At 68.6% G+C, this 21,921-nt stretch carries 21 protein-coding genes and 1 riboswitch; of the genes, 12 read left to right on the top strand and 9 right to left on the bottom strand.

Annotation, left to right across the window (positions count from 1 at the left end):
* Positions 1-514, bottom strand: a 514-nt coding sequence (locus J0695_RS05345; protein WP_206960661.1) for a cation:proton antiporter domain-containing protein, incomplete at its 3' end; no start/stop codon positions are given.
* Between the two features lie 53 nt (positions 515-567).
* On the opposite strand from J0695_RS05345, the gene J0695_RS05350 reads away from it, so the two are divergent.
* The 3 genes from J0695_RS05350 to J0695_RS05360 all read left to right on the top strand — a co-directional run bounded on the left by J0695_RS05350 (position 568) and on the right by J0695_RS05360 (position 2,391).
* Positions 568-828, top strand: a complete 261-nt coding sequence (locus J0695_RS05350) for a UBP-type zinc finger domain-containing protein (RefSeq protein ID WP_206960662.1) — start codon at positions 568-570, stop codon at positions 826-828.
* A gap of 220 nt (positions 829-1,048) precedes the next feature.
* Positions 1,049-1,462 (top strand): ATP-binding protein, encoded by a 414-nt coding sequence (locus J0695_RS05355; RefSeq protein ID WP_206960663.1) that lies wholly within the window; start codon positions 1,049-1,051, stop codon positions 1,460-1,462.
* A gap of 23 nt (positions 1,463-1,485) precedes the next feature.
* On the top strand, positions 1,486-2,391 hold the full coding sequence (locus J0695_RS05360; protein WP_206960664.1) for an RNA polymerase sigma factor SigF: 906 nt from the start codon (positions 1,486-1,488) through the stop codon (positions 2,389-2,391).
* Between the two features lie 110 nt (positions 2,392-2,501).
* Here the strand turns inward: J0695_RS05360 and J0695_RS05365 are convergent, their stop codons facing one another.
* Positions 2,502-2,924, bottom strand: coding sequence for a hypothetical protein (locus J0695_RS05365; RefSeq protein WP_206960665.1), 423 nt, complete (start codon positions 2,922-2,924; stop codon positions 2,502-2,504).
* Between the two features lie 71 nt (positions 2,925-2,995).
* On the opposite strand from J0695_RS05365, the gene J0695_RS05370 reads away from it, so the two are divergent.
* Both J0695_RS05370 and J0695_RS05375 read left to right on the top strand, forming a co-directional pair.
* Positions 2,996-3,964 carry a diacylglycerol/lipid kinase family protein gene (locus tag J0695_RS05370; protein WP_206960666.1) on the top strand — a complete coding sequence of 323 codons (969 nt, stop codon included), beginning with the start codon at positions 2,996-2,998 and terminating at the stop codon, positions 3,962-3,964.
* 319 nt (positions 3,965-4,283) lie between these two features.
* Positions 4,284-4,541: a WhiB family transcriptional regulator gene (locus J0695_RS05375; protein WP_004937597.1), complete on the top strand. Its 258-nt coding sequence runs from the start codon at positions 4,284-4,286 to the stop codon at positions 4,539-4,541.
* A gap of 190 nt (positions 4,542-4,731) precedes the next feature.
* Here J0695_RS05375 and J0695_RS05380 read toward each other — a convergent pair whose 3' ends face one another.
* Together J0695_RS05380 and J0695_RS05385 are read right to left on the bottom strand one after the other, a co-directional pair.
* Positions 4,732-6,201, bottom strand: coding sequence for a sensor histidine kinase (locus J0695_RS05380; protein WP_206960687.1), 1,470 nt, complete (start codon positions 6,199-6,201; stop codon positions 4,732-4,734).
* 270 nt (positions 6,202-6,471) lie between these two features.
* The gene (locus J0695_RS05385) at positions 6,472-7,068 is read right to left on the bottom strand and encodes a TetR/AcrR family transcriptional regulator (RefSeq protein WP_206960667.1); all 597 of its coding nucleotides are present in this window, start codon (positions 7,066-7,068) and stop codon (positions 6,472-6,474) included.
* Positions 7,069-7,149: 81 nt separating this feature from the next.
* On the opposite strand from J0695_RS05385, the gene J0695_RS05390 reads away from it, so the two are divergent.
* Complete coding sequence (locus J0695_RS05390) at positions 7,150-7,902, top strand: SDR family oxidoreductase (RefSeq protein WP_206960668.1); 753 nt, start codon at positions 7,150-7,152, stop codon at positions 7,900-7,902.
* A gap of 1 nt (position 7,903) precedes the next feature.
* Here the strand turns inward: J0695_RS05390 and J0695_RS05395 are convergent, their stop codons facing one another.
* Entirely contained in the window at positions 7,904-8,950 is a 1,047-nt protein-coding gene (locus tag J0695_RS05395; protein WP_206960669.1) for an SIS domain-containing protein, read from the bottom strand.
* 153 nt (positions 8,951-9,103) lie between these two features.
* On the opposite strand from J0695_RS05395, the gene nagB reads away from it, so the two are divergent.
* Positions 9,104-9,889 (top strand): glucosamine-6-phosphate deaminase, encoded by a 786-nt coding sequence (nagB, locus tag J0695_RS05400; RefSeq protein WP_206960670.1) that lies wholly within the window; start codon positions 9,104-9,106, stop codon positions 9,887-9,889.
* Between the two features lie 100 nt (positions 9,890-9,989).
* On the opposite strand, the gene J0695_RS05405 is transcribed toward nagB, so the two are convergent.
* The 4 genes from J0695_RS05405 to J0695_RS05420 all read right to left on the bottom strand — a co-directional run bounded on the left by J0695_RS05405 (position 9,990) and on the right by J0695_RS05420 (position 14,743).
* Positions 9,990-11,534, bottom strand: coding sequence for a glycoside hydrolase family 3 protein (locus tag J0695_RS05405; RefSeq protein WP_206960671.1), 1,545 nt, complete (start codon positions 11,532-11,534; stop codon positions 9,990-9,992).
* Between the two features lie 8 nt (positions 11,535-11,542).
* On the bottom strand, positions 11,543-12,373 hold the full coding sequence (locus J0695_RS05410) for a carbohydrate ABC transporter permease (RefSeq protein WP_206960672.1): 831 nt from the start codon (positions 12,371-12,373) through the stop codon (positions 11,543-11,545).
* Positions 12,370-13,365, bottom strand: coding sequence for a carbohydrate ABC transporter permease (locus tag J0695_RS05415; RefSeq protein ID WP_206960673.1), 996 nt, complete (start codon positions 13,363-13,365; stop codon positions 12,370-12,372). Before J0695_RS05415 ends, J0695_RS05410 begins: the two co-directional genes overlap by 4 nt.
* 91 nt (positions 13,366-13,456) lie before the next feature.
* Positions 13,457-14,743: an extracellular solute-binding protein gene (locus tag J0695_RS05420; RefSeq protein ID WP_206960674.1), complete on the bottom strand. Its 1,287-nt coding sequence runs from the start codon at positions 14,741-14,743 to the stop codon at positions 13,457-13,459.
* Between the two features lie 328 nt (positions 14,744-15,071).
* Between J0695_RS05420 and J0695_RS05425 the strand changes: the two genes are divergently transcribed.
* From J0695_RS05425 to J0695_RS05445, 5 genes are all read left to right on the top strand, one after another.
* A complete protein-coding gene (locus J0695_RS05425) occupies positions 15,072-15,836 on the top strand; it encodes a GntR family transcriptional regulator (protein WP_206960675.1) in 765 nt (254 codons plus the stop codon).
* A gap of 220 nt (positions 15,837-16,056) precedes the next feature.
* Entirely contained in the window at positions 16,057-16,305 is a 249-nt protein-coding gene (locus tag J0695_RS05430; protein WP_206960676.1) for a DUF3311 domain-containing protein, read from the top strand.
* A complete protein-coding gene (gene mctP, locus J0695_RS05435; protein ID WP_206960677.1) occupies positions 16,302-17,927 on the top strand; it encodes a monocarboxylate uptake permease MctP in 1,626 nt (541 codons plus the stop codon). Before J0695_RS05430 ends, mctP begins: the two co-directional genes overlap by 4 nt.
* Before the next feature lie 264 nt (positions 17,928-18,191).
* Positions 18,192-18,293: riboswitch (cobalamin riboswitch) on the top strand.
* 134 nt (positions 18,294-18,427) lie between these two features.
* Positions 18,428-20,845: a ribonucleoside-diphosphate reductase subunit alpha gene (locus J0695_RS05440; RefSeq protein ID WP_206960678.1), complete on the top strand. Its 2,418-nt coding sequence runs from the start codon at positions 18,428-18,430 to the stop codon at positions 20,843-20,845.
* Entirely contained in the window at positions 20,845-21,864 is a 1,020-nt protein-coding gene (locus J0695_RS05445) for a ribonucleotide-diphosphate reductase subunit beta (RefSeq protein ID WP_206960679.1), read from the top strand. Before J0695_RS05440 ends, J0695_RS05445 begins: the two co-directional genes overlap by 1 nt.
* The last annotated feature ends 57 nt before the right edge of the window (positions 21,865-21,921 follow it).

Genomic DNA, 21,921 nt, shown 5'->3' on the forward strand with positions numbered 1-21,921 from the left:
CCCCTTCCCCCACCGCGGCAGCCAGCGCCACCTTGTACGCGGTGATGGCCGTCGCGTCGTTCACCAGGGATTCGCCCTGCAGGATCGTCGTGATCCGCGAGGGCAGCCCCACTTTCCGCGCGATGGCCGTCGCCGCGACCGCGTCCGGCGGCGCGATGACGGCGCCCAGGACCAGGGCGGCGGTCAGCGGCAGGTCGGGCACCAGCAGATACGCGAGCCACCCCACGGCCAGCGTCGCGAAGAGCACGTACCCCACCGAGAGGAGCGCGACGGGCCGGAGATTGGCCCTCAGATCCAGGTACGAGGAGTCCACGGCCGCCGTATAGAGCAGCGGTGGCAGCACCAGCGGCAGCACGATCCCGGGGTCGAGCGCGTACTCGGGGACCCCGGGCACGTACGCCGCGACCAGCCCCACGGCGACCAGCAGCAGCGGCGCGGGGAAAGCCGTCCGGCGCGCCACCCCTGCCACGATCGCGCTTCCGGCCACCAGTGCCACCAGCGGCAATGCATCCATAGGCCCGCCCGCCCTCATCCTCCGGGCCGTCGGCCCACCGTAATCTAGTCATCATGAGCGAGTGCCAGCACACAGCCGAACTGCCGCGCCCCGAGCCCGCACCCCTGGGCGACACCTGCCCGGAGTGCCTGGCCGTCGGGTCGCACCCCGTCCAACTGCGTCTCTGCCTGGTCTGCGGCCATGTCGGCTGCTGCGATTCGTCGCCGTACCAGCACGCGACACTGCACTTCAAGGAGACGGGGCACCCGGTGATGCGGAGCTTCGAGCCGGGCGAGAGCTGGCGCTGGTGCTTTGTCGACGGTTCGATCGTCTGACGTCTGGGTACGTCAACCCGACGCCCCCGCTTCACAATTGGGCCCGCACACCCCTAGCCACTGTCCGTACCCGTAGGCTTACCATGAGTGACAGCCGCCGGGGCGGGAGTACCGGCCCACGACGACACGCGACGACGGATCGCGATAGCGTCACCGCGCATGGTTCCTGGAGGAGCGTCTCCGGGAACCCGAACGAGCTTGTGCCACCTTGGAGGTGAGGGTGTCCCCTATCGCAGGCGAGCCCGGGAATCAGGACTTCGTGGAAGTCCGGCTGCCGGCTGCGGGTGCTTACCTGTCGGTGCTGCGTACAGCGACCGCCGGTCTCGCAGCGCGTCTGGACTTCACCCTCGACGAGATCGAGGACTTGCGCATCGCCGTCGACGAGGCGTGCGCGATCCTGCTCCAGCAGGCAGTGCCCGGCTCCGTGTTGAGCTGTGTGTTCCGGCTGATCGACGACTCACTCGAGGTCACCGTGTCGGCCCCCACGACCGATGGCCGCGCGCCCGAGCGCGACACCTTCGCCTGGACAGTGCTCTCGGCACTCGCGGGCCAGGTCGACGCCACGGTCGCCGAAGACCGTACGGTCTCCATCAGCCTGTACAAGAAGCGCGGCGCGGGACCCGGGCCGGCGTGAGCGAGGACGGTCCGGTGAGGGACATGGTGAGCACGGGATCGATCCCGGAGCAGCAGGCCCGGCCGCACCCGGTGGATGGACTTCTCGACGCGGCACAGCAGGCGCAGGCAGAGCAGGCGGGTCCTATGAGCGAGCAGCAGAACGAGCACCACGAGCGGAAAGAACAGCGCGATCCGCGCGACCGCAGTGCGGCGCGGGAGATGTTCATCGAGCTGGGCAAGCTGCCCGACGGCTCTGCCGAGAAGGCCGAGCTGCGCAACACCCTGGTGCGGATGCATCTGCCCCTGGTCGAGCACCTCGCCCGCCGTTTCCGCAATCGCGGGGAGCCACTGGACGACCTCACCCAGGTCGCCACGATCGGTCTGATCAAGTCGGTGGACCGCTTCGACCCGGAGCGCGGAGTCGAGTTCTCCACGTACGCGACACCGACCGTCGTCGGCGAGATCAAACGTCACTTCCGTGACAAGGGGTGGGCGGTACGGGTACCGCGCCGCCTCCAGGAGCTGCGGCTGTCCCTGACGACGGCCACGGCGGAGCTCTCCCAGCAGCACGGCCGTTCCCCCACGGTCCATGAGCTGGCGGAGCGCCTGGGGATCTCGGAGGAGGAGGTCCTGGAGGGCCTGGAGTCGGCCAACGCCTACTCCACCCTCTCGCTGGACGTCCCGGACACGGACGACGAGTCCCCGGCGGTCGCGGACACGCTGGGCTCGGAGGACGAGGCCCTGGCGGGCGTCGAGTACCGCGAGTCACTGAAGCCGCTGCTCGAAGATCTCCCGCCGCGGGAGAAGCGGATCCTGCTGCTTCGGTTCTTCGGCAACATGACCCAGTCGCAGATCGCCCAGGAGGTCGGCATCTCCCAGATGCACGTCTCGCGCCTGCTCGCCAGAACACTCGCACAACTGCGCGAAAAGCTCCTGGTGGAGGAGTGACCCCAGCGAACTCAGGCCCGTCCGTCTCCAGCCCGTCCGTCTCCAGCCCGTCCATCTCCAGCCCGTCCGGCGTTTGAGGACAGTCTTTAAAGCTTGCGCGCCGCAGGGCGCTACGCGTCGCGGGGGCCCCGGATACCCAGGGCCTTCGCCGTCGCGGGATTGATCAGCAGGACCAGCCCGGTGACGGCGACCACCGCGAGCACGATGCCCGCCGGGATCAGCCCGTTCTCGGACTTGAGCAGCGTCCAGGCCACCGGCAGCGCGATGATCTGCGTGATGATCGCGGGCCCCCGGCTCCAGGCCTTCTGCCGCAGCAGCCCGCGCGCCGCGATCAGCGGGATGAGCGCGAGGACGATCAGCGTCACACCGGCCGTGGCCCCCGTCTCCGTGCCGTCGGAGCCGACCGCACCCCGGATCAGCAGGTACACGCCCGCGACGACCAGCGCCGCCCCCTCCAGGGCACAGAGGGCCGCCGCGTACGCCAGACGGGCGGGTCGGGGGGCCAGGGTCGGGGAGGTCTGCTCACTGCTCACCCTGGCAGCGTAACGGGCGGCGTTCAGGGCCGGACTGGGCCCGGTACCAGACGGTAGGTAATCTTCTGCCCATGCGCGCTCTCCTTGTGGTCAATCCAGCTGCCACCACTACCAGTGCGCGCGTACGCGACGTGCTCATCCATGCCCTCGCCAGCGAGATGAAGCTGGAGGCGATCACCACCGAGTACCGCGGCCATGCCAGGGACCTCGGCCGCCGTGCGGCGGAGAGCAAGGACATCGAGCTGGTCGTCGCTCTCGGTGGCGACGGCACGGTCAACGAGGTCGTCAACGGCCTGCTGCACAACGGCCCCGACCTGGAGCGGCTGCCCGGCCTCGCGGTCGTCCCCGGCGGCTCCACGAATGTCTTCGCCCGCGCGCTGGGGCTGCCGAACGACGCCGTGGAGGCGACCGGCGCGATCCTGGATGCGCTGCGTGAGCGCCGTGAGCGCACCGTCAGCCTCGGCCTGGCGGCCGGCACGCCGGGCTCGGAGGACGAAGGGGTCCCGTCCCGCTGGTTCACTTTCTGTGCCGGGCTCGGCTTCGACGCGGGCGTAGTGGGACGAGTCGAACAACAGCGGGAGCGCGGGAAGCGTTCGACGCACGCCCTCTACGTACGCCAGGTGGTACGCCAGTTCCTTGACGAGTCCAACCGCAGGCACGGCGCGATCACTCTGGAGCGCCCCGGCGAGGACCCGGTCACCGACCTCGTCCTGTCGATAATCTGTAACACCTCCCCCTACACCTACCTGGGCAATCGCCCGATGTACGCCTCCCCGGAGGCGTCCTTCGAGACCGCCCTGGACGTGCTCTCCCTCTCGAAGCTCTCGTCGGTTGCGGCGGCCCGCTACGGCACTCAGCTGCTCACTTCGACACCCGAACGCGGTCCACACGGAAAGCACGCCGTTTCCCTGCACGACCTCACCGACTTCTCCTTGCATTCCAAGGTTCCGCTGCCCTTTCAGATGGACGGCGACCACCTGGGACTGCGTACGAGCGTGACGTTCACAGGCGTACGCCGTGCACTGCGTGTGATTGTGTGAGCGGAAGGGCCTAAAGTCCTTTAACTCGAACGTTTGGGCTGGGATCCACCCCATGGAAGTACGGCTGTGACCTAGCCGACACCGAGGAATCAAAAAAAACTTCTCGGAAGGGGTTGTATCCGCCGCCGAGGTTTGCGAATCTCTTCATGGCGCTCGGAACGGCCCGCACCATCGGCCCCCTGAAGCACCAGAACCCCTCTACAAACCCGAAGGACGATGTCACGTCAAGTGACTTCCGGCACTTCACTTGCGGGGGGATTCGTGAAAGCGTTCACATTCACAAGCAACCCGCTTGTAACACCTAGGAGAGGTAGCAGCCATGGACTGGCGTCACAACGCCGTTTGTCGTGAGGAAGACCCGGAGCTGTTCTTCCCCATCGGCAACACCGGTCCCGCGCTGCTGCAGATCGAGGAAGCCAAGGCCGTCTGCCGCCGCTGCCCCGTCATGGAGCAGTGCCTGCAGTGGGCGCTCGAGTCCGGCCAGGACTCCGGCGTCTGGGGTGGCCTCAGCGAGGACGAGCGCCGCGCGATGAAGCGCCGTGCCGCTCGCAACCGGGCGCGTAACGCGACCGCCTGAACCACCCTGCTTCGAGCCTGAGCCCTGGCGGCGCGCGTACACCGTGTACGCATCACCGCCGCCCTTGAGCCGCAGCGCGCGTATTCCATAACAGCGCAGACCCCAACAGCGCAGTAAGAACAACAGCTTTGAGCCCCGGACCAGTGCATTACGGTCCGGGGCTTGCTGCTGTCCCCTGCTGCCGCTTCTCCTACTTCTGCGTCTTGACCGGGATGTCGAGGACCACCCGGGTGCCGCGCTCCGGAGCGGGAACCATGTCGAAGGCGCCGCCCAACTCGCCCTCCACCAGCGTCCGTACGATCTGCAGCCCCAGATTGCCCGCCCGGTGCGGGTCGAACCCTTCGGGCAGTCCGCAGCCGTCGTCCTGGACGGTGATCAGCAGCCGGCCCTCGTCGCGGGAGCCCCCGCCGCGTACCGCGGACACCTCGACCGTGCCCTGCTCGCCCTCGCCGAACGCGTGTTCCAGTGCGTTCTGCAGAACCTCCGTCAGCACCATGGCGAGCGGGGTCGCGACTTCCGCGTCCAGTATTCCGAAGCGGCCGGTACGGCGGCAGTGGACCCGGCCCGGTGAGATTTCCGCGACCATCGCGATGACCCGGTCGGCGATTTCGTCGAATTCGACGCGCTCGTCGAGATTCTGCGAAAGCGTCTCGTGCACGATCGCGATCGAACCGACACGACGGACCGCCTCGTTGAGTGCGTCCCGGCCCTGCTCCGAATCCATCCGCCGCGACTGCAGCCGCAACAGGGCGGCCACCGTCTGGAGGTTGTTCTTCACCCGGTGGTGGATCTCCCGGATGGTGGCGTCCTTGGTGATCAACTCGCGCTCGCGGCGACGCAGTTCGGTCACGTCCCGCAGGAGGACGAGCGAACCGATCCGGATTCCCTTGGGCGCGAGCGGGATCGTACGCAGCTGGATCACGCCGCCGTTGCCCTCGACCTCGGTCTCGCGCGGGGCATAACCACTGGCCAGCTTCTCCAGGGCCTCGTCCACCGGGCCGCGGGAGGGCGCGAGTTCGGCGGTGATCTTGCCCAGGTGCTGACCCACGAGGTCGTGGGCGAGGCCCAGGCGGTGGTAGGCGGAGAGGCCGTTGGGGCTGGCGTACTGGACGAGGCCGTCCGCGTCCAGGCGGATCATGCCGTCGCCGACGCGGGGGGACGCGTCCATGTCGACCTGCTGGCCGGGGAAGGGGAAGGACCCCGCGGTGATCATCTGGGCGAGGTCCGAGGCGGACTGGAGGTAGGTGAGCTCCAGACGCGAGGGGGTACGGACGGTGAGGAGGTTGGTGTTCCTGGCGATGACGCCCAGGACGCGGCCTTCGCGGCGTACGGGAATCGACTCGACCCGCACCGGCACCTCCTCGCGCCACTCGGGGTCGCCCTCGCGCACGATCCGCCCCTCGTCGAGGGCGGCGTCCAGCAGGGGCCTGCGGCCGCGCGGGACGAGATGGCCGACCATGTCGTCCTGGTACGAGGTGGGGCCCGTGTTGGGCCGCATCTGCGCCACGGAGACATAGCGGGTCCCGTCCAGGGTGGGAATCCACAGGACGAGGTCGGCGAAGGACAGGTCGGAGAGCAGCTGCCACTCCGAGACCAGCAGATGGAGCCACTCGAGGTCGGTGTCACTCAGAGCGGTGTGCTGGCGTACGAGGTCGTTCATGGAGGGCACAGCTGCGAGCGTACCTGTCGAAAATAGGGCCGTCGCACGCATGGACAGCAGGGAATGGTCTAGTCCACAATGGCCACGCAATGCTTCCGCTCTCCCCGCACAGGAGAGTGGAGACGAGGTACGCGGCGCTCTCTGCCCTGACTGCGCCAAGTCCTCCCCTTCGACCGGTGGACCGCACATCCTCCGGCCGATGCAACTCCGGGCTGCGGTGTCGGCCGGACGGGCTGAGGGTCCCGTCCGCTCAGACGCCGCGGCCCGAAGTCATTTCCCGGGCCAGGCCCGCATCGCCAAGCCGGCCACCCGCTCCAGCTCCTCCCGCGTCGCGCCGTCGCGCGCCTGCTGCGACATGCCCTGGAACACCGCCGCGATGTAGCGCGCCAGCACCCCGGGAGCCGTGTCCGGCGGGAGCTCGCCCCGGTGGACGTCGGCGCGGACCAGGTCCTCGAAGCGGGCGATGTTGGTGTTGCGCATCGCGCGCAGAGCCTCCTCGACCTCCGCCGTCGTGCAGTTGGTCGCGGCCGAGATCACCATGCAGCCCGGCGGGTGCGCGGGGTCGGTGAAGACCGCTGCCGCCTCGCGCAGCACGCGCGTGAAGGCCGCGCGGGCCGTGGGTTCCTCCTCGAGCGCCGCGCCGGTGAAGGCCCCGTACGTCGCGCCGTACCCCCGTACGACCTCCTCGAAGAGCGCCTTCTTGTCGCCGAAAGCCGCGTACAGGCTGGGCGCCCCGATGCCCATCGCGCGCGTCAGGTCCGCGATGGAGGTCGCCTCGTAGCCGTGTTCCCAGAAGGCCATCGTGGCCTGCCCGAGGGCTGCCTCGCGATCGAAGGAGCGGGGGCGGCCGCGCTGTTTCGTCGACATCGTCCGATTCTATAGCGGTCACTAGGGAATCTGATACGGTCCTTTCTGTATCGACCGCTAGAGAAGTGAGGGGGCGTCGCCATGGGCACGCTCAACGGCAGGACGGCACTGGTCACGGGCGGCAGCCGGGGCATCGGGCGGGCGATCGCCGAGCGGCTCGGCCGGGACGGAGCGCGCGTGGCGGTGCACTACGGCACGAACGAGACGGCGGCCAAGGAGACGGTCGCGGCGATCGAGGCGGCCGGCGGCTCGGCCTTCGCGATCGGCCAGGAGCTGGGGGTACCGGGCGACGCGGCGGCGCTGTGGGAAGCCTTCGACCGGCAGGCGGAGGGCGTGGACATCCTGGTCAACAACGCGGGCATCGGCACCTCACAGCCCTTCGGGCAGACCGACGAGGCGGAGTACGACCGGCTGTTCGCAGTGAACGCCAAGGCCCCGTACTTCCTGTCCCAGCTGGGCCTCGACCGGCTGCGGGACGGCGGCCGCGTCATCAACATCTCCTCGGGCCTCTCGCACGCGGCGATGATGCCGGAGACCCTGACGTACGCGATGACCAAGGGCGCCCTGGACGTCTTCACCAAGTACCTGGCCAAGGTGGTGGGCCCGCGCGGGATCACGGTGAACGCGGTGGCCCCGGGCATCGTGGACACGGACATCAACGCGGCCTGGCTGCGCGACAACGAGGCGGCGCAGGCGCAGGCCGCGGGCTTCTCCGCGCTGGGCAGGGTCGGAGCCCCGGACGACATCGCGGACGTGGTCGCCTTCCTGGCCTCGGACGACGGGCGCTGGGTGACCGGCCAGTGGATCGACGCCACGGGCGGCTCGCTCCCGTAGGTCAGCTGGTCTCGGTGACCTTGGCCAGGGCTCTGGGCGCGTCGGGGTCCTGGCCGCGGGCGATCGTCACCTCGTACGCCAGAAGCTGCAGCGGGAGGATCTCAAGCAGCGGCTGGAGCTCCTCCGAGACCCCGTCGGTCGGCAGGACGAAGCCGGCCGATGCCGCGTCGACCTGGTGCTTCGGGCCGATGACCACCAGATCGGCACCGCGCCCGCGCAGCCGGTCGAGCACCGGCTGGAGCGCCTCGCCGCCGTGGCCGTCGGTGACCACCGCGATCACCGGCGAGACGTTGTCGACCATGGCGAGCGGGCCGTGCAGCAGGTCCGCGCCGGAGTAGGCCAGCGCGGGGATGTAGCTCGTCTCCATCATCTTGAGGGCGGCCTCCTTCGCGGTCGGGTACCCGTAACCCCGCGAGGTGATCACCATGCGGCCCGCGAAGCGGTAGCGGGAGGCGAGGGTCCGGATCTCCTCCTGCCGGGACAGGACCGCCTCGGCCAGCTGCGGCAGCCCCTGCGCCGCGGCCCCGTCGCTGCCCCGCAGCCCCTCGGCGAAGAGGTAGAGCGAGAGCAGCGACGCCGTGTACGTCTTGGTGGCGGGCAGCGCCTTCTCCGGGCCTGCCAGGATGTCGATGTGGTACTCGGAGACCGCGGCCAGCGCCGAGTCGGCGTTGTTCGTGACGGCGAGGGTGATCGCACCCGCCTTGCGCGCAGCCCCGGTGGAGGCCACCAGGTCGGGCGAGCCGCCGGACTGGCTGACGGTGATGAGCAGGACGTCGCGCAGGTCGGGCTCGGCCCCGTACGCCGTCGTCGTCGACATCGAGGTGAGCCCGCAGGGCAGGCCGAGTCTGATCTCCAGCAGGTACTTGGCGTAGAGCGCCGCATGGTCCGAGGTGCCGCGTGCAGACAGCAGGACGAAGCGCGGGTGCCTCGCGGCGATGGCGGCCGCGACGTCGCGGATCCTCGGCGCCCCCTGGTCCAGGATCCGTCGCAGCACCGCGGGCTGCTCCGCGATCTCCGCGGACATGATCCTGCCAGGCTGCTCGGACATCGCGACTGCCTCCAAATGGCTGCCCCTGAATGGGTCCCGGGAGCCTTCCCAGTCGACCATGGGAGCAGACTCAACCGCCAGCCGGAGCGCGCCAGCTCTGCTAGATTGGTCTATACCACATTACGCTCCCCCCTCCAGATCGGCAGGCCCAGCGTGGAAGTTGTCATCGTCCCGGACGCCAAGGCAGGCGGCGAACTCATCGCGGAGGCCATGGCCGCCCTGATCCGCCGCAAGCCCGACGCGCTGCTCGGCGTTGCCACCGGCTCTACCCCGCTGCCCATCTACGAGGCGCTGGCCGCCAAGGTCGCCGCCGGTGCCGTGGACGCGTCGACGGCACGCATCTGTCAGCTCGACGAGTACGTCGGGCTGCCCCAGGGCCACCCGGAGTCGTACCGGTCCGTCGTCCTGCGCGAGGTCGTCGAGCCGCTCGGTCTGACCCCGTCCTCGTTCATGGGCCCCGACGGCTCGGCCGCCGACGTCCAGGCGGCGTGCGAGGCGTACGACCAGGCCCTCGCGGCGTCCGGCGGCGTCGACCTGCAGCTGCTCGGCATCGGCACCGACGGGCACATCGGCTTCAACGAGCCGTGCTCCTCGCTCTCCTCGCGCACCCGGATCAAGACGCTGACGAACCAGACGCGGGTCGACAACGCGCGCTTCTTCGACAACGACATCGAGCAGGTCCCCCACCACGTCATCACCCAGGGCATCGGCACCATCCTGGAGGCCCGCCACCTGGTGCTGCTCGCCACCGGCGAGGGCAAGGCGGACGCGGTGGCCGCGACGGTCGAGGGGCCGCTCTCCGCGCTGGTCCCGGCGTCGGCGCTGCAGCTGCACCGGCATGCGACGGTCGTGGTCGACGAGGCGGCGGCGTCGAAGCTGAAGCTGGCCGAGTACTTCCGTGCGACGTTCGCGGCCAAGCCGGAGTGGCAGGGGCTGTAGGACCTCGTACGAGAGGGCCCGGACACCTTGATGGTGTCCGGGCCCTTTCGCTCTGCCGCGCACCCTTCGGGCGCGCTCGTCCTCAATCTCCCCCAAGCTCTTAAGGAGCAGGGAGGGGGCCCCTCGACGGGCTGGAATTTCCGCCGGCGATGACCTCTGCTGCGGCTCGGCCGCAGACTCGGGCGGCGCCGTGTGTCGCGATGTGCAGCGCCCCGCGGGCAGCCGCCTGCGGTACGCCCATCTCGACCACCGCCGTGTCGGGCCTGGCCGCCAGCAGTGCGTCCAGTGCGGCGCCCATCCACGGATGCCGGTGCTCGTCGCGTACGACCGCCACGATCCGGCGCTCCCCCGCGGCGGCCAGTACCGACTCCACCGGTGCGTCGGCCCCGAAGGATCCTGTCCCGGTGCCCGGCAGCAGCGCGGCCAGGTCGGCGGCGATGCCCCACGGGGTCTCGTCGCCCACCGCGATGTTGGCGACGGGCGTGAAGGCGGCGACGTACGGAGCCGAGGTCAGCGGGGTGTGGCTCTCGGCCACCGTCACCCTGAGCGCGCGGCGTGCCGCGACGAGGCCGATCTCGCTGCCGGGCGCGGTCCCCTCCTGCACTGCCGCGCCCGGCACCAAGGTCCCCCTGCTCTGCTGGGTCCACGCGGCCAGCGCACGGACCCGTGCGGCGGCGTCGGCCAGCCGCTCGGCGGGAAGGTCACCACTGCGGACCGCGGCTACCAGCGCGTCCCGCAGATCGAGAACCGTCTGTTCGTCGGCGAGTCCGCCGCCCACACAGATGGCGTCGGCGCCGGCCGCGATCGCGAGGACCGAGCCGCGCTCGATGCCGTACACCGCGGCGATGGCCTGCATCTCCATGCCGTCGGTGACGATCAGGCCGTCGTAACCGAGCTCCTCGCGGAGCAGCCCGGTGAGGATGCGCGGGCTGAGCGTGGCCGGGCGGTCGGGGTCGAGGGCGGGCAGCAGGATGTGCGCGCTCATCACCGACTTGGAGCCCGCCGCGATCGCGGCCCTGAAGGGCACGAGTTCGCGGGCGTGCAGGGTCTCCATGTCCGCGTCGATGCGGGGCATCGCGTGGTGGGAGTCGACGGCGGTGTCGCCGTGGCCGGGGAAGTGCTTGGTGCAGGCGGCGACGCCCGCGGCCTGGAGGCCTTCGACGTACGCCGCCGTGTGGCGGGCCACGAGGGCGGGATCGGCGCCGAAGGACCGTACACCGATGACCGGATTGCCCGGATTGGAGTTGACGTCCGCGGACGGCGCCCAGTTGAGGTTGACCCCGCACTCGGCGAGCCTGCGGCCGAGCTCAAGGGCGACGGAGCGGGTCAGCTCCGGGTCGTCGACGGCGCCGAGCGCGAGATTGCCCGGAAAGGAGGAGCCGCTGCGGACCTCCAGGCGGGTGACGTCGCCGCCCTCCTCGTCGATGGCGACGAGGACGTCGTCCCGCTCGGCGCGCAACTGCCGTGTCAGTTCCGCGAGCTGCCCGGCCGAGGCGATGTTGCGTCCGAAGAGGCCGACGGAGGAGAGCCCTTCGCCGATCAGCCGCAGCAGCCACTCGGGCGCGGTGGTCCCGGTGAAACCTGGCTGGAGCACCGCGAGGGCGTCGCGGGTCAGGGTGTCAGTGCCGGGTGCGATCGTGGTCATGGATGACATCAGCCCTTCACGGCACCGGAGGTGAGACCGCTGACAGCCTTGCGTTGCAGATAGACGAAGAGGATCAGGATGGGGATGGCGAAGAGCGACGAGGCGGCCATGGTGGCGCCCCAGTCGTCGCCGAACGCCGTCTGGAACTGGGAGAGCCAGAGCGGGAGCGTCTGGTACTCGATGTCCTTGTTGAGGATGAGGACCAGCGGGAATTCGTTCCACGCGGTGATGAAGCCGAAGAGCGAGGTGGCCATCAGACCGGGGCCCAGGAGGGGGAAGATCACCTTGATGAAGGCCTGGGTGCGGGTGCAGCCGTCGACCATGGCGGACTCCTCCAGCTCCTTGGGCACGGCGGCGATGTAGCCGCGCAGCGTCAGGATCGTGAGGGGGAGGACCATCACCATGTAGAAGAGCGTCAGCGGGACCAGGCTGTTCAGCATGTCCGCGTCGCGCACCAGCATGTAGATCGCGATGACCATGACCTCCCAGGGGGCCATCTGCGCGATCATGAAGGTCAGGAGGATGCCGCGGCGGCCCTTGAAGCGCATACGCGTCATGGCGAACGCCGCGAAGAGCGAGATGACCAGCGAGCCGAGCACGGACAGCACGGTGACGGTGACCGAGTTGAACACCAGGGTCCAGAAGTGGTCCGCGCGGAATACCGTCTTGAAGTGCTCGAACGTGTAGTTGGTCGGGAACCAGACCGGGGTGTCGGTGACGATGTCGAGGTTCGGCTTGAAGGCCGTGCTGAACATCCAGTAGACGGGGAAGGCGAAGCCTGCGAAGAGGATGATCGCCGTCGCGTTGGGCCAGATGCGGCCGAACAGTGAACGCCTCACAGCTCGTCCTCCTCGTTCTTGAGCGCGATACGCAGGTAGTAACCGGTCAGCGCGACCAGCACGATGATCGTCAGGAACGAGATCGCCGCGCCCATGCCGAAGTGCTGGTTGCCGACGCCTTCGACGAAGGCGTACACGGGCAGGGTCTCGGTGAGCCGGTCCGGGCCGCCGCCGTTGATCGCGAAGAGCTGGGCGAACGACTTGAAGATCCAGATGACTTGCAGGAACGTCGTGGCCAGCAGGAACGGCTTGAGGAAGGGGAACGTCACGGAGGTGAAGCTCTTCCAGCCGCCGGCGCCGTCGAGCGATGCGGCTTCGTACATTTCCCTCGGGATCGTCGTCGTCGCCGCGTACAGGTTGATCGCCACGAACGGCACGGACTGCCAGACGATCAGCAGGGTGACGATGGAGAACGTGGAGAACTGCGTGCCCAGCCAGTTGTAGTCGGCCATCGAGTGCCAGCCGAGCGTGTCGAGAACGTAGTTCACGACACCGAAGCGCTGGGCGAAGAGCCACTGGTAGACGGTGGTCGCCGCGATCATCGGCATGGCCCAGGCGAACACCAGGCCCAGCATGAGCAGCAGGCGCATCTTCTTGCCGAGGCGTGCGAGGAGCAGGCCGATCAGGATGCCCGCCAGCATGGTCAGTACGACGTTGGCGGCGGTGAAGAAGACCGATCGCTCGACGACCTTCCAGAAGTCCGAACTCTTCAGGACCTCTGAGTAGTTGTCGAAGCCGTTCCACTCGGTGAGGTGGAGGATCAGCTGGCGCGGGTTGAGATTCTGGAAGGACAGCATGCCGTCCTTGACCAGGGGCCAGCCCAGGAACACCGCCGTGACAAGCAGTGCCGGCAGGAGGAGTAGATACGGGACGGAGGCGCCGGCCCGGTTCTTGCGCGCTGCGGCGGGTCCGCCTCGGGGAGCATCACCCTTGCGGATGGTGTCCGCCGGGGCCGAGCCTGCCCGGTCCGCGCGTTCGGTCTGCACTGACATGCTCGCCATCTCTTCTGTGGCCGTACGGTCGTGGCTGCGCCGGAACACGCAGAGCGCCGGGGAGCAGTGGCCCGCCCCCCGGCGCGTGCGATCAGTTCTTCTGCGAGAGGCGCTTGTTGATCTCCGCCTCGACCGCCTTGGCTGCCTCGGCCGGAGTCTTCCCGTTCAGCACCGCGGTCATGTAGCTCTTGATCGGGTTCGGGTTGTTCTCCACCGGGGCCCACTCGGGGATGAGCGGGGTGGTGCCACCGGAGACACCGGCGGCGGGAGCCGCGGCGGCACCGGCCGGGTTGGCCGTGAGGTTGGAGTTCAGCGACGTCTTGTTCGGGATGAGACCGCTCTCCTTGGAGAGCGCGCCCTCGAACTGGTCGGAGAGTGCGATCCGCAGGAACTCCTTCGCGAGGTCCTGCTTCTTGCTGCCCGCGGCGACGGCGAGGTTGGAGCCGCCGAGGAAGACACCCTCGGGCTTGGCAGCCGTCTCACCCGGGATCGTGAAGTAACCGATCTCCTTCTCGATGGCGGGGTTGGCCTTGATGGCCGTACCGGCCTCCCAGCCCATGCCGACGAAGGCGCCGGTCTTGCCCTTGGCGAAGACGTCGGCCTGCTGCGGGGTGGCCTCGTCCTTGTCCTTGGGGGCCTTGGAGTACGACTGGTACTTCTTGTACAGCTCCATGGCCGCGGCGACCTTGGGGTCAGAGAGGTTGGAGACGTACTTGTCGCCTTCCTTCTTGACGAGGTCCGCGCCCTGGCCGATGGTCAGGCCGTCGAAGAAGTACCAGTTCTGGCCGGGCAGGTAGATCGGCTCGGCCTTGCCCTTGGCCTTGATCTTGTCGAGGTCCGTGAAGAACTCGGCGCGGGTCTTCGGGGTGCCGGTGATGCCGGCGTCCGCCCAGACCTTCTTGTTGTAGATGACGACGCGGTTGGCGAAGTACCACGGGGCGGCGAACTGCTTGCCCTCGAAGACGGCGGACTTGTTGAGGGGCTCGGCCCAGTCGGTGCCGATCTCCTTCTTCAGGTCGCTCAGGTCGGCGAGGCCGCCCGTGGCCGCGTACGCCGGGGTCTGGGTGTTGCCGACCTCGATGACGTCCGGCGGCGTCGACTCGGAGAGAGCCGTCGTGATCTTCTGCTGAATGCCGTCCCACTTCTGGGTCTCGAACTTCAGCGTCGCGCCGGTCTTCTTCTGGAAGGCGGCCGTCACGTCCTTGGTCCAGTTGGGCGGCGTGGAGCCGTCCATCGCCCAGACGGTCAGGGTCTGGCCCTTGTAGCTGTCGGCCCCGGCCTTCTTGCTGCCGCTGTCGGACTTGTCGTCCGAACCACACGCGGCAATGCTGACCAGCATGCCCGCAACGCCAATTGCTGCGATGAGCTTGCGCTTCACAACACCCTCCTCAGGGATGCAAGGAACTTCCCCCCATCACCCGAGAACGCCGTTCCGCCACAAGCGCCGCGACTACCGGTGCGACGCGTAAATGGGGCGTGTACTGCACGTGGGGCTGGGACCTGGTCTTTAATGGTTTAGACCAGTACCGGGAGCTTGGCCTAGACCTTTAGGGGTGTCAAGGGTGTATAAGAAGGCCTGTCGGACCTGTTATCGGACCGACACCTGCGGGAGGCCGACGCCCTGACAGCGCACCGTGCCACCATGTGAGCCGCAACAGACGGAGGAGCCGGTGACGGCAGCAGCGCAGCACTCGGGAAGGCAGGCCATGGGCACTGACGGGGGCGGTACGGAGACTGAGGCCACGACGCCCGGGCGTACTGCGCGCGTGCCCAAGTACTACCGGCTCAAGAGGCACTTGCTCGACATGACGGAGACCCTCCCGCCGGGCACGCCCGTGCCCCCGGAGCGCACTCTGGCCGCCGAGTTCGACACCTCACGCACGACCGTGCGCCAGGCGCTTCAGGAGCTCGTCGTCGAGGGCCGCCTCGAGCGGATCCAGGGCAAAGGCACCTTTGTCGCAAAGCCCAAGGTCTCGCAGGCCCTCCAACTCACCTCGTACACCGAGGACATGAGGGCCCAGGGCCTCGAACCCACCTCGCAGCTCCTCGACATCGGCTACATCACCGCCGACGACGCCCTCGCGGGGCTCCTGGACATCACGGCCGGCGGCCGCGTCCTGCGCATCGAGCGCCTGCGCCTGGCGAGCGGCGAGCCGATGGCGATCGAGACCACCCACCTGTCCGCCAAGCGTTTCCCCGCGCTGCGGCGCTCGCTGGTGAAGTACACCTCGCTCTACACGGCACTCTCCGAGGTGTACGACGTCCGGCTCGCGGAGGCCGAGGAGACGATCGAGACGTCCCTGGCGACACCGCGCGAGGCGGGTCTGCTCGGCACGGATGTGGGTCTGCCGATGCTGATGCTGTCGCGGCACTCGATCGACGAGCGGGGCGAGCCGGTGGAGTGGGTGCGCTCGGTGTACCGGGGCGACCGGTACAAGTTCGTCGCGACGCTGCAGCGGCCCAACGACTGACGTGGATGCGCGTACGTTACGTGCGCGCATCCACCGATGAATCAGGGTACGAGCGTCATGTCGTACTCCTCCGGGAGTCGGACCAAGCGCCGCATTCCACCGCGGTCAGCGCACGGTTGATGCCATTCCGGTATGCGGACAGGGGTTCCTTCGGGTGAGAGCCCGCGCATAGATTTCCTGCGCATTACAACAGGTGATCAGCGAGGGGACGGAACACCGCATGCCAGAAGAGAAACCACCACCCGTCGTCACACCGGCGCGCGTGATCATCGCGATCTGCCTGATCGCGCCCTTCGTGGCGATGCTCTGGGTGAGCTCGTACGCGAAGGTCGACCCGGCCTTCATCGGCATCCCGTTCTTCTACTGGTACCAGATGCTCTGGGTCCTCATCTCGACCGCGCTCACGATGATCGCGTACAAGCTGTGGCAGCGTGACCAGCGCGCCCGCAAGGAAGGCGCGTCCTCATGAAGACCGGCGTCAATGGCGTCGCTCTCGGCGTCTTCATCTTCTTCTTCCTGGCCGTCACGGTCATCGGATTCATGGCGTCGCGCTGGCGCAAGGCCGAGAACGAGGAGAGCCTCGACGAATGGGGCCTGGGCGGCCGGTCGTTCGGCACCTGGGTCACCTGGTTCCTGCTCGGCGGCGACCTGTACACGGCGTACACCTTCGTCGCCGTCCCCGCGCTGATCTACGCGGCGGGCGCGGCCGGCTTCTTCGCCGTGCCTTACACGATCCTCGTCTACCCGCTGATCTTCACCTTCCTGCCCCGCCTGTGGTCGGTCTCGCACAAGCACGGGTACGTCACCACCTCGGACTTCGTGCGCGGGCGCTTCGGCTCGAAGGGCCTGTCGCTGGCGGTCGCGGTGACCGGCATCCTCGCCACGATGCCGTACATCGCACTCCAACTGGTCGGCATCCAGGCGGTACTGGACGTCATGGGCGTCGGCGGCGAGAGCAGCAACTGGTTCGTCAAGGACCTGCCGCTGCTGATCGCCTTCGCCGTACTCGCGGCGTACACCTACTCATCGGGGCTGCGCGCGCCCGCGCTGATCGCCTTCGTCAAGGACGGGCTGATCTATCTCGTCATCATCGTCGCGATCATCTACATCCCCATCAAACTGGGCGGATTCGACGACATCTTCGCGGCGGCGGGCGAGAAGTTCGCCAAGCTGAACCCGGCGACGGGCAAACCGATCGGCGCACTCGCCCCCGGCGAGGCGGGCCAGTGGGGTTACGCCACGCTCGCCCTCGGCTCGGCGCTCGCGCTCTTCATGTACCCGCACTCGATCACGGCGACGCTCTCCTCGCGCAGCCGCAACGTGATCCGCCGCAACACCACGATCCTGCCGCTGTACTCCCTGATGCTCGGCCTCCTGGCCCTGCTCGGCTTCATGGCGATCGCGGCCGGGGTCTCGGTCAAGAACCCCCAGCTGGCGATCCCGCAGCTCTTCGAGAACATGTTCCCGGACTGGTTCGCGGGCGTCGCCTTCGCGGCGATCGGCATCGGCGCGCTGGTGCCTGCGGCGATCATGTCGATCGCGGCGGCGAACCTTTTCACGCGCAACATCTACCGGGACTTCATCAGGCCGGACGCGACGCCGGCCCACGAGGCGAAGGTCTCCAAGCTGGTCTCGCTGCTGGTGAAGGTGGGGGCGCTGGCCTTCGTCCTGACGATGGACAAGACGGTCGCGATCAACTTCCAGCTGCTGGGCGGCATCTGGATCCTGCAGACGATGCCGGCACTGGTCGGCGGCCTCTTCACGCGCTGGTTCCACCGCTGGGCGCTGCTCGCGGGCTGGGCGGCAGGCATGCTGTACGGCACCTTCGCCGCATTCGGGGTCGCCTCGCCGACGCAGAAGCACTTCGGCGGCTCGTCGAAGGAGATCCCCGGCTTCGGAGAGATCGGCTACATCGGCCTGACGGCGTTCGTCCTGAACGCGGTGGTGGTCGTGGTCCTGACCTTCGTCCTGAAGGCGCTGAAGGCGCCGGAGGGCGTCGACGAGACGTCCCCGGCGGACTACACGGCGGACGCGGGCGACAAGGGAGTCCAGATCGACCTTCCGCCGGCGACGGCGGGCGCCACGCACTGACCCTGACGGGGTTCGCGTGTACGGGCCGTCGCGGCTCCCGATGGGGAGCCGCGACGGCCCGCGCATTTACGGCGGCTGCGCCCCCGCACCTCCCGTACGCGGCCTCCGGCCGCGTGTCCTCAATCGCCGGACGGGCTTGATATGCCCGCCCCCGGGGAGGGGCTGCGGGCCCGCCCCGGACCGATTTACCGGCGCACAGCCCATAGCTCAGACGCGACCCGACACAACATGTGGGGGGTGCCACATCGAGCGCCCCCCACATGTATGCTCGTGCTCGCTGTCGCTGCAGGGGAATCCGGTGCGAGTCCGGAACTGTCCCGCAACGGTGTATTAAGTCCGAAGACCTGTCGGCAGCGCGCCCGCTTCGCCCGAAGCGGACGCAACACGTCCGGGCCTCGCGGTAGGGCCTGCGGATGCTGTACGGAGTGCTGCCCCGACGCGCCCTCGTACGTCACCCGTGTGCCCCCGCCGGTCCCCAGCCGAGCGAGAGAGAGCGCACCGTGACCATTGCGCCCACTGCACCTGCTGCCATCAGCACCGAGCAGGACGCCGGCTCCGCATCCAAGGGCTCTTCAGAGAGCGGAGGCGGAGCGGAGCGGAGCGGACCAGGGACCGTACTGCTGCGGACCCTGACCGACCTCACCGCCGACCTCCCCGACACCGACCCGGGCAAGGTCGCAGCCGCCGCGCTCCGCGGCCGTAACGCGGGCTCGGACACCGCCGAACTCCGGGAGCTGGCAACCGAGGCCGCCGCGGGGCTGATCTCCGAGGACCCCGCGTACTCGCGGCTCGCCGCCCGTCTGCTCACGATCTCCATCGCGGAGGAGGCGGCGACCCAGGGGGTCGGCTCCTTCTCCTCCTCCGTCGCGGTCGGCCACCGCGAGGGCCTGATCGCGGACCGTACGAACGCCTTCGTCACGACGCACACCGCCCGTCTCGACTCCCTCGTCGACACGGCCGCCGACGACCGCTTCGGCTACTTCGGCCTGCGTACCCTCTACAGCCGCTACCTGCTCCGCCACCCCATCACCCGCAAGGTCATCGAGACGCCCCAGCACTTCATGCTCCGGGTCGCCTCCGGCCTCGCCGAGAACGAGAGCGCCCAGGCGGTCGACGAAGTCGCGGCCCTGTACGGCCTGATGAGCCGCCTCGACTACCTCCCCTCCTCCCCCACCCTGTTCAACTCCGGCACCCGCCACCCCCAGATGTCCTCCTGCTACCTCCTGGACTCCCCCCTGGACGAGCTGGACTCCATCTACGGCCGCTACCACGAGGTCGCCCGCCTCTCGAAGCACGCGGGCGGCATCGGCCTCTCGTACAGCCGCATCCGTTCGCGCGGTTCGCTCATCCGCGGGACGAACGGCCACTCCAACGGCATCGTCCCGTTCCTCAAGACCCTCGACGCCTCGGTCGCCGCGGTGAACCAGGGCGGCCGGCGCAAGGGCGCGGCCGCGGTCTACCTGGAGACCTGGCACTCGGACATCGAGGAGTTCCTGGAGCTGCGCGACAACACGGGTGAGGACGCGCGCCGTACGCACAACCTCAACCTGGCGCACTGGATCCCCGACGAGTTCATGCGCCGCGTGGACACCGACGGCCAGTGGTCGCTCTTCTCCCCCGCCGACGTCCCCGAGCTGGTGGACCTGTGGGGCGACGACTTCGACGCCGCGTACCGCAAGGCGGAGGCGGACGGTCTGGCCCTGAAGACCATCCCGGCCCGCGAGTTGTACGGCCGCATGATGCGCACCCTCGCCCAGACAGGCCAGGGCTGGATGACCTTCAAGGACGCGTCGAACCGTACGGCCAACCAGACCGCCGAGCCCGGCACGGTCGTGCACTCCTCGAACCTCTGCACCGAGATCCTGGAGGTGACGGACGACAGCGAGACGGCCGTCTGCAACCTGGGCTCGGTCAACCTCGGCGCCTTCGTCGTCGACGGCGGGATCGACTGGGAGCGCCTGGACGAGACGGTCCGCACCGCGGTCACCTTCCTCGACCGTGTGGTCGACATCAACTTCTACCCGACCGACCAGGCCGGCCGCTCCAACGCCAAGTGGCGCCCGGTGGGCCTCGGCGCGATGGGCCTGCAGGACGTCTTCTTCCAGCTGCGGGTGCCCTTCGACTCCCCCGAGGCGAAGGCGCTGTCCACCCGTATCTCCGAGCGGATCATGCTCGCGGCGTACGAGGCGTCCGCGGACCTCGCCGAGCGCAACGGCCCCCTCCCCGCCTGGGAGAAGACCCGCGCGGCCCGCGGCGTCCTGCACCCGGACCACTACGGCGTCACGCCGACCTGGCCGGAGCGCTGGGACGCACTCCGTACCCGGATCGCGGCGACCGGAATGCGCAACTCGCTGCTCCTGGCGATCGCCCCCACCGCGACGATCGCCTCGATCGCCGGCGTGTACGAGTGCATCGAGCCCCAGGTCTCCAACCTCTTCAAGCGCGAGACGCTGTCGGGTGAATTCCTGCAGGTCAACGCCTACTTGGTGCAGGACCTGAAGCGGCTCGGCGTCTGGGACGCCCAGTCCCGCGAGGCGCTGCGCGAGGCGAGCGGCTCGGTCTCGGACTTCAGCTGGATCCCGGCGGACGTCCGCGCCCTGTACCGCACGGCGTGGGAGATCCCGCAGCGCGGCCTGATCGACATGGCGGCGGCCCGCACCCCGTACCTCGACCAGTCGCAGTCGCTGAACCTCTTCCTGGAGACGCCCACCATCGGGAAGCTCTCCTCGATGTACGCGTACGCCTGGAAGCAGGGCCTGAAGACGACGTACTACCTGCGCTCCCGCCCGGCCACGAAGATCGCCCGCGCGGCCGCGAAGTCGACGCCCATCCCCGTACAGCAGGCGACACCGGTCACCGACGCCGAGGCGCTCGCCTGCTCCCTCGAAAACCCCGAGTCCTGCGAGGCCTGCCAGTAATGAGCACCGACAACTCCCAGAAGAACCTCCTCGACCCGGGCTTCGAGCTGACCCTTCGCCCCATGCGCTACCCGGACTTCTACGAGCGCTACCGGGACGCGATCAAGAACACCTGGACGGTCGAGGAGGTCGATCTCCACTCGGACGTCTCCGACCTCGCCAAGCTGTCGGCGGGTGAGCAGCACATGATCGGCCGGCTGGTCGCGTTCTTCGCGACGGGCGACTCGATCGTCTCGAACAACCTGGTCCTGACGCTGTACAAGCACATCAACTCCCCCGAGGCGCGCCTGTACCTCTCGCGCCAGCTCTTCGAGGAAGCGGTGCATGTCCAGTTCTACTTGACGCTCCTGGACACCTACCTCCCCAATCCGGAGGACCGGGCGGCCGCCTTCGACGCGGTGGAGGAGATCCCCTCCATCAAGGAGAAGGCCCAGTTCTGCTTCAAGTGGATGGACTCTGTCGAGAAGATCGACCGCCTCGAATCACGGTCGGACCGCCGCCGCTTCCTCCTCAACCTGATCTGCTTCGCGGCGTGCATCGAGGGCCTGTTCTTCTACGGTGCCTTCGCCTACGTCTACTGGTTCCGTTCCCGCGGCCTGCTCCACGGCCTGGCGACCGGCACCAACTGGGTGTTCCGCGACGAGACGATGCACATGAACTTCGCGTTCGAGGTCGTGGACACCGTCCGCAAGGAGGAGCCGGATCTCTTCGACGACGCGCTCCAGCAGCAGGTCACGGACATGATCAAGGAGGCGGTCGAGGCGGAGCTCCAGTTCGGCCGCGACCTGTGCGGTGAAGGCCTGCCCGGCATGAACACCGAGTCCATGCGCGAGTACCTCCAGTGCGTCGCCGACCAGCGCCTGACGCGCCTGGGCTTCGCGCCGGTGTACGGCTCGGAGAACCCTTTCTCCTTCATGGAGTTGCAGGGTGTGCAGGAGCTGACCAACTTCTTCGAGCGCCGCCCGTCGGCGTACCAGGTCGCGGTCGAGGGCTCGGTCTCCTTCGACGACGACTTCTAGGACGACTCCCTGGACGACTCCCTGGACGACTTCCAGGACGACTTCCAGGACGCGGCA

Origin of the sequence: Streptomyces beijiangensis (genome assembly GCF_017315755.1) — a bacterium.
Taxonomy (GTDB): Bacteria; Actinomycetota; Actinomycetes; order Streptomycetales; family Streptomycetaceae; genus Streptomyces; species Streptomyces beijiangensis.